This window comes from Lutibacter holmesii (assembly GCF_042679665.1).
In the GTDB taxonomy this organism is placed as follows: domain Bacteria; phylum Bacteroidota; class Bacteroidia; order Flavobacteriales; family Flavobacteriaceae; genus Lutibacter; species Lutibacter holmesii.
This window is the reverse complement of sequence record NZ_JBHTMV010000009.1, coordinates 129,577-142,067: the sequence shown is the minus strand read 5'-3', so window position 1 is coordinate 142,067 and position 12,491 is coordinate 129,577. Positions and strand designations below refer to the sequence as shown.

General features: G+C 30.6%; 11 protein-coding genes. 7 read left to right on the top strand and 4 right to left on the bottom strand.

From position 1 onward, the window contains the following. Window positions 1–35 precede the first annotated feature (35 nt). On the bottom strand, window positions 36–923 hold the full coding sequence (locus ACFQ5N_RS13115; RefSeq protein ID WP_386810120.1) for an NAD kinase: 888 nt from the start codon (window positions 921–923) through the stop codon (window positions 36–38). A gap of 2 nt (window positions 924–925) precedes the next feature. Then, window positions 926–1,585: a CBS domain-containing protein gene (locus ACFQ5N_RS13110; protein WP_386810116.1), complete on the bottom strand. Its 660-nt coding sequence runs from the start codon at window positions 1,583–1,585 to the stop codon at window positions 926–928. Between the two features lie 99 nt (window positions 1,586–1,684). On the opposite strand from ACFQ5N_RS13110, the gene ACFQ5N_RS13105 reads away from it, so the two are divergent. The 4 genes from ACFQ5N_RS13105 to tig all read left to right on the top strand — a co-directional run bounded on the left by ACFQ5N_RS13105 (window position 1,685) and on the right by tig (window position 4,993). Beyond that, a complete protein-coding gene (locus ACFQ5N_RS13105) occupies window positions 1,685–2,401 on the top strand; it encodes a pyridoxine 5'-phosphate synthase (protein WP_386810115.1) in 717 nt (238 codons plus the stop codon). A gap of 7 nt (window positions 2,402–2,408) precedes the next feature. Then, on the top strand, window positions 2,409–3,176 hold the full coding sequence (locus ACFQ5N_RS13100) for an alpha/beta fold hydrolase (protein ID WP_386810114.1): 768 nt from the start codon (window positions 2,409–2,411) through the stop codon (window positions 3,174–3,176). Between the two features lie 51 nt (window positions 3,177–3,227). Further along, window positions 3,228–3,578, top strand: a complete 351-nt coding sequence (locus tag ACFQ5N_RS13095) for a phage holin family protein (RefSeq protein WP_386810113.1) — start codon at window positions 3,228–3,230, stop codon at window positions 3,576–3,578. 92 nt (window positions 3,579–3,670) lie between these two features. Then, window positions 3,671–4,993, top strand: a complete 1,323-nt coding sequence (tig, locus tag ACFQ5N_RS13090; RefSeq protein ID WP_386810112.1) for a trigger factor — start codon at window positions 3,671–3,673, stop codon at window positions 4,991–4,993. Window positions 4,994–5,085: 92 nt separating this feature from the next. Here tig and ACFQ5N_RS13085 read toward each other — a convergent pair whose 3' ends face one another. Both ACFQ5N_RS13085 and ACFQ5N_RS13080 read right to left on the bottom strand, forming a co-directional pair. Next, window positions 5,086–6,417 (bottom strand): DEAD/DEAH box helicase, encoded by a 1,332-nt coding sequence (locus tag ACFQ5N_RS13085; protein WP_386810110.1) that lies wholly within the window; start codon window positions 6,415–6,417, stop codon window positions 5,086–5,088. A gap of 87 nt (window positions 6,418–6,504) precedes the next feature. Then, the gene (locus ACFQ5N_RS13080) at window positions 6,505–8,106 is read right to left on the bottom strand and encodes a M1 family metallopeptidase (protein WP_386810109.1); all 1,602 of its coding nucleotides are present in this window, start codon (window positions 8,104–8,106) and stop codon (window positions 6,505–6,507) included. Window positions 8,107–8,288: 182 nt separating this feature from the next. Here ACFQ5N_RS13080 and clpP point away from each other — a divergent pair, with 182 nt between their 5' ends. The 3 genes from clpP to dnaG all read left to right on the top strand — a co-directional run bounded on the left by clpP (window position 8,289) and on the right by dnaG (window position 12,484). Beyond that, window positions 8,289–8,948 carry an ATP-dependent Clp endopeptidase proteolytic subunit ClpP gene (clpP, locus tag ACFQ5N_RS13075; protein ID WP_386810108.1) on the top strand — a complete coding sequence of 220 codons (660 nt, stop codon included), beginning with the start codon at window positions 8,289–8,291 and terminating at the stop codon, window positions 8,946–8,948. Between the two features lie 40 nt (window positions 8,949–8,988). Then, window positions 8,989–10,230 carry an ATP-dependent Clp protease ATP-binding subunit ClpX gene (gene clpX, locus ACFQ5N_RS13070; protein WP_386810107.1) on the top strand — a complete coding sequence of 414 codons (1,242 nt, stop codon included), beginning with the start codon at window positions 8,989–8,991 and terminating at the stop codon, window positions 10,228–10,230. A gap of 214 nt (window positions 10,231–10,444) precedes the next feature. After that, a complete protein-coding gene (dnaG, locus tag ACFQ5N_RS13065) occupies window positions 10,445–12,484 on the top strand; it encodes a DNA primase (RefSeq protein WP_386810105.1) in 2,040 nt (679 codons plus the stop codon). Window positions 12,485–12,491 lie beyond the last annotated feature (7 nt).

The window sequence follows — 12,491 nt, the reverse complement described above, 5'->3', positions numbered from 1 at the left end:
GTAAATAAAATGAAGTACGTTTTAATAACTTAAGTTTAAAATTTATTGCGAGTATCGTGTCCCCAAAGTAATTTTTCGCGTAAAGTTTTAATAAATGTTTGTTGATTAATTTCAATCATGTGTAAACAAAAATTTGCTTTTTTTACAGCTATTTCTGCACCACTTTCAATAGTGATAATTCGAGAGTCTAACGAAAGGAAAAACTTATCTTCTCTTCCTGTTACTGTAAATTTTATTGTAGTTTCATCAGGAATTACTAGCGGTCTGGCATTTAAATTGTGTGGCGCAATAGGTGTTAAAACAAAACTTTTTGCTTGTGGTGCAATTATAGGACCTCCGCAACTTAATGAATAACCTGTTGATCCTGTAGGTGTTGCAATAATTAATCCGTCTGCCCAATAAGATGTTAGGTACTCGTTGTCTAAATAAGTTTCAATAGTAATCATAGAAGCCGTATTTTTTCGACTTACTGAAACTTCATTTAAGGCAAAGTTTAAACTATTTAAGTTACTGTCTTTAGATGACGTTGAAATGCTTAGCAAAGAGCGTTCTCTAATTTTATATTCTTTTTTTAATAACAAAGAAATAGAAATGGCTATTTCTTCTTTTTTAACAGTAGCTAAAAAGCCTAATCTGCCCGTGTTAATTCCAACAATAGGAATATTAGAGTCTCGTAAAAAAGTAACGGCTCTTAAAATTGTTCCGTCACCGCCAATGGTAAACATAAAATCAAAGGTGCTATTTAGTTCTTTGTGAGAACTAAATGTTTTTATGTTTTTAAGCGGAATAATATCTTTAAAATTTGAATAAAACTGTTGTTCAATTACAAATTCAATGTTGTTTTTTTGCAATAATTGAAGTAACTCTTCAATGTATATTTTATCTTCAACTTTGTAATATTGACCGTATATAGCAACCTTCATAGTTAAATGTTTAAATATTTTTGCAAGTATTTTGAGCGTTCTTTTAAATCTTCTAAATAGTAATCTTCTTCGTGTTTAGAAATTATAGCGTATTCATAGCGTCTAAAAGATTGTAATATTTCGTTTACATCTTGCGAGGTAAATTTAACTGTAATTTTTACGGTTGTGGCGTTGCTTTCAGAAATAAACAACCCGTATAATTTACCACCATTAGACTCTACAATTTGGCAAATTTCGCTAAACGAAAAATCAATCAATTCTTTTTCTAAAATAACAACTGCTCCTTCACTATTTAAAAAAGGAGTTTCGTTGTAAATATGCAAAATATCAACCAAATCAAAATAACCTATGTATTGGTGTTCTTTGTTAGTTATAGGAATAATATTTGTTTCGTTTGAAGCAAAAATGGTAATAATTTCTAAAATATTATTGGTTTCTTCAGTGAAAAAAAGGTTGAATAAATATTGAAAATAGCCAATTTCTTTCTCTTCTTCATCAATGGTTTCAATATCTGTTTCAGAAATCAATCCTATTAAGTGATTGTTTTTAACAATAGGGAAATGACTATACGTGGTTTCAGCAAAGAAATTTTTCACTTCGTAAACCGTGGTTTCTAAACTGAAAGCCTCAAATTCGTTTAATATGTAAGAAGTTGTTTCCATATTGTTTATTATTGCGCTACAAATTAATCAAAAATAAAACCAAAAACATATTCTTAGTTCGTAAATTTGCGAACTCATTCAATTTTAAATAATTAAATAATGACAAAGTTAAGTGTTAATGTAAATAAAATTGCAACATTGCGAAACTCAAGAGGAGCAGATTTTCCTAACGTGGTAAAGGTTTCTTCTGATGTTGAACGTTTTGGTGCTGAAGGAATTACAATTCATCCAAGGCCAGATGAACGTCATATTCGTTATCAAGATGCTTACGATTTAAAAAAGAGTGTAACTACTGAATTTAATATTGAAGGAAATCCAATTCCAAAATTTATGGAAATGGTTTTGGAAATTCGTCCAACACAGGTTACATTGGTTCCTGACGGAATTAACGCAATTACTTCAAATGCAGGTTGGGATACTATAAAAAACCAAGACTTTTTAAAAGAAGTAATTGCTGAATTTAAGTTGAAAGGCATTAGAACCTCAATATTTATTGATACTAATTTTAAATTAATTGAAGCCGCTGCTACTACGGGTGCTGATAGAATTGAGTTGTATACTGAAGATTTTGCAACGCAATATGCTTTGGGTAATAAAGATGCTGTAAAACCGTATACTGAAAGTGCTTTGCTAGCTACAGAACTTGGTTTGGGAATTAACGCTGGACACGATTTAAGCCTAGATAATATTCAGTTTTTTGCTCAAAATATTCCAAACTTATTAGAAGTTTCTATTGGCCATGCATTGATTGCTGAGTCTTTATATTTAGGTTTAGAAAATGTGGTTAATATGTATAAGAATAAGTTAAAAGCATAAAATTAAAGTGGAAGTTTTACATTCAACAATTGTAGGAAATGGAGCGCCTTTACTTATTTTACATGGATATTTTGGAATGAGTGATAACTGGCGAAGTTTGGGAAACAAATTTGCAGAAAATTTTGAAGTACATTTAATTGACCAACGAAACCACGGAAGAAGTTTTCATACGGATGATTTTGATTATGAATTGTTAGTTGAAGATTTATGCCAATATATTGAAAACCATAATTTATCAAAAGTACATCTTTTAGGACATTCAATGGGAGGAAAAGTAGCTATGCTTTTTGCAGTTACGCATCCTGAAATGGTTAACAAATTAATTGTTGCAGATATTTCACCTAAATATTACAAACCACATCATCAACAAATTTTAGCAGCATTAAATGCTGTAAATTTTTCAATACAAGATTCTAGAAAAAAAGTTGAAGAAGTATTAAAAATGTATATTGAAGAACCTGGAATTTTACAATTTTTATTGAAAAATGTATATTGGAAAACAAAAGGACAATTAGCGTACCGTTTTAATATTCATAGTTTAACAGAGAATAATAGTGAAGTTGGAGAAGCATTGCCATCATTTACACATTTTAATGGAGCTACTTTGTTTTTAAAGGGAGAAAATTCAAACTATATTACTAAAAATGAAGAGTCATTAATTGAAGCTCATTTTTCAAATGCTACTATTGTAACTGTCAAAAATGCAGGACATTGGCTTCATGCAGAGAATCCAAGCGATTTTTATACCGAAGTTGTCACGTTTTTAAATAATTAAAAGGTTGGCATAATTATAGTTAAATTTATAACTCATTATAAATTTAAGAATATGAAATTAATTTTAAAAATATTACTTACTGCAGTTGCTGTAGTAATTTTAGCAAATATTTTACCGGGAATTCATGTGGTAAATTATACAAGCGCTATTTTTGTGGCTATTGTTTTAGGGTTGCTTCGTGTAACAGTAAAACCACTACTTATTATATTTACACTGCCAGTTACAGTGCTTACATTAGGACTGTTTTTATTAGTAATAAATGCAATTATTATTATGATGGCAGGTTATTTTGTTGACGGGTTTTTAGTTGATGGCTTTTGGTGGGCGTTATTATTTAGTTTACTATTATCCTTTCTTCAATCTATTTTCTTCTCACTTCTAAAGGAAAATAAAGAAAATTAGTTGAATTTGAACGAATTAAATATTTGTCAGGTGCGCAAAAAATAGTAATTTTGCAGCCAATTTTGAATGATTTAAGATAAAAACAACATAAAATGAATATTACAAAAGAGAATGTTGATGCATTAAATGCAGTAGTAAAGGTTGAAATTTCAGCAGCAGATTATCAAGATAAAGTAGATGCTATTTTAGTTGATTACCGCAAAAAGGCTGATATTCCTGGGTTTAGAAAAGGTCAGGTTCCTATGGGGATGATTAAAAAGCAGTACGGAAAATCTGTTATGATTGATGAAGTAAACAAATTACTGCAAGATTCATTAAATAACTATTTAGTAGAAGAAAAATTAGATATTTTAGGAAACCCATTACCTAAAATGCAAGATGATTTTAATTGGGAAGCTGATGATTATGCTTTTGAATTTGAATTAGGTTTAGCTCCTGAATTTGATGTAAAATTAGATGCTAAAAAGAAAATTACAAAATACGATATTGTTGCTGATACTGAATTATTAGATAAAGAAGTAGCAAATATTCAAAAACGTTTTGGTAAAATTATTCCTCAAGAAACTGTTGTTGAAGGTGCAGCAATTGCTGGTACTTTTGTAAATGAAGAGAAAGAACTTGAGAAAAAATCAACAATTGAATTAGATTCTATCAAAGGGAAAGTTAATAAAAAGAAATTTTTAGGAGCTAAAGTTGGTGATGTAATTGAATTAAAAACAAAAGGACTTTTTGATGATGACCATAAATTAATGGGAGCTTTAGGAATGTCACACGATGAAATTCACGGATTAGAAATTCCTTTAACTTTTACAATTGAAGAAATTAACATAACTGAATTATCAGAAGTTAATCAAGAGTTGTTTGATAAAGTATTTGGACCTGATGTTGTAAAATCAGAAGAAGAATTAAGAGAGAAAATTAAAGAAGATGCTGAAAAGCAATTTCAAACACAAGCTGATCAACAATTATTAAACGCAGTTACTGAATATTTAGTAGAAAACACAAAGTTTGATTTACCTGCTGAATTTTTGAAAAAATGGTTAGCTGTTTCTGGTGAAAACCCAATGACACCTGAGCAAGCTGCAGCTGAATACGAAAAATCTGAAAAAGGTTTACGTTACCAGTTAATTGAGGGGAAAGTTTTAAAAGACAACGATATTAAATTAGACTTTCAAGAATTAAAAGACTTTACAAAAGGTTTTGTAAAAGCTCAAATGGCGCAATACGGTCAAGTAAATCCAGAAGAAAAAGAATTGGATGATATTGTAACTCGTGTGTTAAGCAACCAAGAAGAAGCAAAACGTTTACAAGAACAATTAGTTAGTCAAAAATTATTGAACTTCTACAAAGAAGCTATTACTTTTAAAGTAAAAGAAGTAAACTATGAAGAGTTTGTAAAAGAAGTTTACAAATAAAAAATAGTATAATATTAAAAAAGCTCCTTAAAGAAATTTAAGGAGCTTTTTTTATGTGAATTTTTAAATATTTTAAAAGCTAAAAGTATTGATTACTTTCTTTTTTGACCTCTAGTTTTTGGTTTTTTGTATTTTTTAGCTATTTCTCTTCGGTACGATCCTCCTAAGTTTACTCGTTTATTTTTTTCTTTTTTCTCGTGAAAAGCAGCGCCGCTAGGTTCTGTAATTGTTTTTTTCTTACCTGTTTTTTCAGGTTCTACTTTTGGCATTTCTTCGCCAATTAACTTTGTTGAAATTTCAATGTGCTCAGGTACATCCAACACATCAATTTCGGTATTCATTAAAAATTCAATTTCACCTAAATATTCTGCTTCTTCTTCAGTGAAAAATGAAATAGCGGTACCTTCTTGTTCAGCTCTACCGGTTCTACCAATTCTATGAATATAATTTTCAGGTTCTTTTGGTATGTCAAAATTTATAACGTGCGTTACATCTGTTAAATCTAATCCACGAGCTATAATATCAGTAGCAATTAATACTTTAAAAAAGCCCATTTCAAAGTTTTTTACAGAGCGTAAACGGTAGTTTTGGGTTTTATTTGAATGAATTACATCTGTTTCACCTGGTAGTAAAAGTTCACATTCTTCATATAAAATATTGGCTTGTTTTTTGTTTTTTACAAATACTAAAACCTTGCTAAATGTTTCTTTATCTTTTAATAATTCAACCAAAAAGTTGAGCTTGGTATAAAAATTAGGCACAGGATATGCCAATTGCTTTATAGTATCTAACGGACTTCCGCTAGTGGCAATTTCAACCTTAGTTGGCGATTTAAAAAACTGACTTAAAATTGCATTAACTTCAGTAGTTAATGTTGCTGAAAATAAAATGCTTTGTCTGTTTTTTGGCAACAAATCTAAAAGTGTAATAAGCTGTGGTCTAAAACCAAGATTCATCATTTCATCAACTTCATCAATCACTAATTTCTGAATTTGTTTTAGTTTTAAAATACCATCAAATGCTAAATCTAACAAACGACCAGGAGTAGCTACCAAAATATCTTGACCTTGATACACCAACTGTTTTTGCTTGTTTAAATTTGTTCCACCATAAACGCCAGCAAAACGAACGTTAATGTAAGGTGTTAAATTAGTTAATTCATCAATTACTTGCACCACCAATTCACGCGTTGGTACAATTATTAAAACACGTGGATGTTTTTGTTCAGAAAAGCGTAATTGTTTTAAAATAGGTAATAGGTACGCAAATGTTTTTCCGGTTCCGGTTTGTGCAATACCTACCATATCTTTACCGCTCATAATTAACGGAAATGCTCTTTCTTGAATAGGTGTTGGTGTGGTAAATCCCATTTCATCAAGAGCATCTATCAAAAATCGGTTTAAGTTTAAATCAGAAAAATTCATTACGTGTAGTTTTTTGCAAATATAAGCTTAAAACTTTTAGCAAACGTAAATTGTAATTTTAAGTATTTTAATAAAAAAATAAGCTATTTATTCAGTAGTTAATTCAAATAATAGCCACGTATTAGGGTCAAATTTTATTTCTTTTACATCGCCACTTGTTTCAATAGAATAAGGAGCATTTAGGTAATCTACCTCAATAGTTTTAATTTCAGAAGAGCCATCTTCGTAAATAAGTTCTATATCTAAAGGAAATTCAAAAATACCACCTTGAACTTGCTCAATCATAATTCTTATTCTATTATTGAAATAAAGCCACTGCGTTTTAAGTACCGGATGTCCTGGGTTTTCAAGCCATTGTTTAAAAAATACATCTAAATTTTTTCCTGATGATGCAGCCATAATGCGTTTAAAGCCATTTGTAGATGCGTTTCTGTATTTGTATTTTTCATAATATGCTTTTATTCCTTTGTAAAAAGCGTCATCACCTAATTTTTTACGAAGCATATGTAAAACCCAAGCACCTTTTTGATACGAATTTGGATTTAAAAGTTGCATGTAATTTGTTGTTTTGGTGTCAACAACAGCAGTTTTTGTGGTTTCATGAAATTTTAAAACTCTAGCGCGTTCTTGCTGCATTCTTTTTTGAAAAATGCTGTCACCTTTAGTTTTTTGAACATAAATATCAGTAAAATAAGTAGCAAAACCTTCACTTAACCAAACGTGTGGCCAATCTATTTCAGAAGCTGAATTTCCAAACCATTGATGCACAATTTCGTGCGCAATAGTATTTTCAAATTTTTGCTCACCAGTAAAAGAGGATTCAGGGTAAAAAATACAACTTGCATTTTCCATTCCGCCATAGCGAGTTGTAGATTGTACACTGGCTAATTTTTCAAAAGGATACTTGCCAAAAAGGTCAATGTAAAATTCAAGAATTTCTTTTGAATTCACTAAATCGTGAAAGCCTTTTTCTTTATTTTGTTTATATACCCAAGAGGTGACAGGAATAATACTATCAATAACTCCTAAACTGTCTACAGCAAAATTTGAAGCGCCAATTACCATTACTTTTGTTGGTAGTGGTTTGCTAGTTTTCCAATGCGTTTGTTTTGTGTTCTCGTTTAAATCAACCTCTTCAATTAATTCACCATTGGCAATTATTTTATAATGTTTTGGTGCTTTAACAATGTATTCAATAGTTGCTTTGTCTGAAGGATGATCTATACAAGGAAACCAATTTTGAGCTCTATTTGGCCAATTGTCTCCAAAAAAAGTTCGATCACCGTGTACATTTTTACCTATTATTAAACCATCTTCTGGAACTCCACGGTATTTTATAGTGTAAGTATAAGTAAGGTTTGCAAAGTTGTGTTTAGGGTAAATAGTTAATCTGTTATTTTTGTGTTTAAAGTCAACAGCAACCTTGTTTTGAAAAATTGAATCTACCTTCATTCCTTTTCCTGAAATAGAATCAAAACTTGCCAAATCTAAATAAAATGAAGGAATACTTTTTCTAAATCGTAACTCAATAGCCATTTTAGCAGCAATACTATCGTTATCATCGTTTAGGTCAATAGCTAATTTATAGTGTTCAATATTAATTGTGCTTAGTCGCTCTTTATATTGTTGTGCAAAAACAGCAGAACTCCATATCAAAAATAATATTGAAAATTTAAGGGTTGTCTTCATTTTAATCTTCTTAAGTAGAAATCAAATATACCAAAAAAGGAGAGAAAACGAATGTTATTGGTAGCGCTTTGGTCATTTTTAGCTATAAATTGGTTGTTTAAGCTTTTTTATAAGCGTTTCAATTTACTTGGTGTCTGTATTTTTTTTATCTTTACCGGCTATAACACCTTAAAAACTGTACAATGAATTACGGAAAAGAATTTAAAAAATTTGCGACGAAAGATCAAGGAATTAGCAGCATGCACTATGATAAATTAGTGAGCAGTGTTACTCCTTATATTATAGAAGAACGCCAATTAAACGTAGCGCAAATGGATGTGTTTTCACGTTTAATGATGGATAGAATTATATTTTTAGGAACAGCGATTGATGATTATGTTGCTAATATTATTCAGGCTCAGTTATTGTTTTTAGAAAGTGTTGATAGTACAAAAGATATTTCAATTTATATTAATTCACCAGGTGGAGGTGTATATGCAGGTTTAGGTATTTATGATACAATGCAGTTTATTAAGCCTGAAGTAGCTACAATTTGTACAGGTATGGCAGCTTCAATGGGAGCCGTATTAATGTGTGCAGGTGAAAAAGGAAAAAGGTCAGCATTACCGCATTCAAGAGTAATGATTCACCAACCTTTAGGAGGTGCACAAGGACAAGCAAGTGATATTGAAATTACAGCACGTGAGATTTTGAAATTAAAAGATGAATTGTATCAAATAATTTCAAACCATTCAGGACAATCTATGGAGAAAGTTCATGCAGATTCAGATAGAGATTATTGGATGAAAGCCGAAGAAGCGAAAGCTTACGGTATGATTGATGAAGTATTAGCAAGAAAATAATAAGTTAGTTAAACTAACACATAAAACTAAGAATTATAGAATGGCGAAAGATGAAGTTTTAGAATGTTCGTTTTGTGGTCGAAAAAAACCAGAAACAGACTTGTTAATAGCAGGTTTAGATGCTCATATTTGTGATAAATGTATTGAGCAAGCACACGGAATTGTTGTAGAAGAGATTGCCGAGAATAAAGCATCAGCACTTACTTCTGAATTAATTGTAAGTAAACCAAAAGAAATAAAGGCGTTTTTAGATCAATATATGATTGGTCAAGATCAAGCAAAACGTGTTATGTCTGTTGCAGTTTACAACCATTACAAGCGTTTGCTTCAGCCTGAATCTAACGAAAAGGAAGAAATAGAAATAGAAAAAAGTAATATTGTTATTGTAGGAGAAACAGGTACAGGTAAAACATTAATTGCGCGTACTATTGCAAAAATGTTAAATGTGCCATTTTGTATTGTTGATGCTACTGTTTTAACTGAAGCTGGTTATGTTGGTGAAGATGTTGAAACTATTTTAACGCGTTTATTACAAGCTGCAGATTACGATGTAACAAAAGCCGAAAGAGGTATTGTTTTTATTGATGAAATTGATAAAATTGCTCGAAAAGGTGATAACCCTTCAATAACTAGAGATGTATCAGGTGAAGGAGTACAACAAGCTTTATTAAAGTTGTTGGAAGGTTCTGTAGTAAATGTTCCGCCAAAAGGAGGAAGAAAACATCCAGATCAAAAATTTATTGAAGTAAACACAAAAAACATATTGTTTATTGCCGGTGGAGCTTTTTCAGGAATTGATAAATTAATTGGTAAAAGGTTAAACCGCCAAGCGGTTGGTTACAGCGCTTCAATTAAAGAAGACAAGGTTGACGAAACTAATTTATTGCAATATATTATTCCAAGTGATTTAAAATCTTTTGGATTAATACCTGAAATTATTGGTCGTTTACCTGTGCTAACACATATGAATCCTTTAGATGCTAAAACATTAAGAGCCATTTTAACAGAGCCTAAAAATTCAATTATTAAACAATATGAAAAGTTGTTTGATATGGATGGTATTGAGTTTGAAATTAATGATAAAGCATTGAACTATATTGTTGATAAAGCCGTTGAATATAAATTAGGTGCACGTGGATTGCGTTCACTATGTGAAGCTATATTAACAGATGCTATGTTTGAATTGCCAGGATCTGAAGAAAGCGAACTAAAAATCACCAAAGAATATGCTGAAGACAAAATCAACAAATCAACGTTGAAAAAGTTAAAAGCAGTTTCATAAAAAACTAGTATTACAAGTGATACTAAAAAGGCTATCTGAAATTTGAAAATTTTGCCATTCTAAACTTTGTTTTAGAATTTCATTAAAATTGAATAAATTTTGATGGAAACCTAAGTTAAATATAGGTTGACGTTTTCAAAAAATTTTAGATAGCTTTTTTTTGTCTATTTTTTGTAATTTAGAAAACTCTAAATTTAATACCATTTACTAAATTTTGATATCTAGAACTACCATAGATCAAATTTTTGAAGCCGCTCGTGTTGAAGAGGTTATTGGCGATTTTGTTCAGCTAAAAAAATCAGGGAGTAATTTTAAAGGATTGAGCCCTTTTTCTGATGAGCGAACACCTTCATTTATGGTGTCTCCTGTAAAAGGAATTTGGAAAGATTTTAGTACAGGAAAAGGTGGAAACTCAGTTTCATTTTTAATGGAACATGAGCATTACTCTTACCCAGAAGCACTTCGGTATTTAGCAAAAAAATACAATATTGAAATTGATGAAATTGAGCAAACTGATGAGCAAAAACAGCAAGCTAATGAACGCGAAAGCATGTTTTTGGTATCAGAATTTGCGAGTAATTATTTTCATAAAAACCTACTAGAAAACGAGCAAGGTAAAGCAATTGGTTTAAGCTATTTTAAAGAAAGAGGATTTACAGATGAAACTATTAAAAAGTTTCAATTAGGATATTCACTTAACGAATGGGAAGCTTTTACAAATGAAGCTTTAAATAAAGGATACAATCTTAAATATTTAGAAGCAACAGGTTTAAGTATTGTAAAACAAGATTTGTTGGCCGCAAGTGGAACTAAACAATTTGATAGATTTAAAGGAAGGGTAATGTTTCCAATTCACAGTATGGGTGGACGTGTTTTGGGCTTTGGAGGTAGAATTTTAACCAACGATAAAAAAGCAGCAAAATATTTAAACTCACCTGATAGTGATATTTACCATAAAAGTAATGTGTTGTATGGTATACATTACGCAAAGCAAACCATAGCAAAAGAAGATAATTGTTTTTTAGTTGAAGGTTATACTGATGTGATTTCTATGTCGCAAAAAGGTATTTTAAATGTGGTTTCTTCATCAGGAACTGCTTTAACTGAAAATCAAATTCGTTTGATTAATAGATTAACCAAAAACATAACCATTCTTTTTGATGGTGATGCTGCAGGTATGCGAGCTTCAATTCGTGGAATTGATTTGGTACTTGAGCAGGGAATGAATGTAAAGGTACTTACTTTTCCTGATGGAGATGATCCTGATAGTTTTGCAAAGAAAGTTTCAACAGAAGAGTTGAAAAATTATTTGGCAAATAACTCGCAAGACTTTATCAATTTTAAGGTGTCTTTGTTAATGGAAGAAGCGAAAAATGATCCGGTTAAAAAGGCTGGATTAATTCGTGACATTGTTATAAGTATTTCTAAAATTCCAGATAGAATTCAGCAAGAAGTATATGTACAGGAGTGTTCTAGAATTATGGATATTTCTGAAAGTGTACTTTTTAACGAGTTAGCTCAGATAAACAATAAACAACAAAGAGACGCAGCAAAAGTTTCTAGAAGTAGTACAACAAGTAGTGCAAGTGCAAATATGGCACCTGACCCTAACGAGCCGCCGTTAGATGTTTTGTACCCTGAAATGGTACAATTGCAAAATACACCAAAATTTGAAAAAGTAAATGAGCTAGCTAAATACGAGCAAGAAATAATTAGAATTTTATTGTTGCACGGTAATAAGGAAGCAGAGTTTGAAGATTTTATTGTTGGTGAAGTGGTTGATAGTAATGAAGTGCAACCATTAAAAAAAGAGTATTTTTCTAACCTTGTTTCAAAAGAAATTTATTTGAATCTTCAAGAGGATGAAGTTGAATTTACAGATGATGTTTTTCAACAAATTTATTATGAAATCATTAGTCAGCTAAATCAAGAGAAAAATATTTCTGTAAACGCATTGGTAAACAGTAAAAACCCTAAAATTTCCAGTTTTGTAACCGGTATTTTAATGGATGATGAAAAACATGTATTAAGTAATTGGGGCCGAAAAGAAATTATTATAAAACCAAAAGATAAAGATTTACCTAAAATGGTTTTAGATGCTATTTATAATTTAAGAAGAGTGCTTATTGAGCAAAAAATAAACTCATTAATTTCCGACACAGAAAATCCTGACCGTGAGCACATGCTTGAAACTATTATGAACTACACTGAACTAAAAAAACTATTATGCGTTCGTTTAAATAGAATAGTGTAGTTTAATG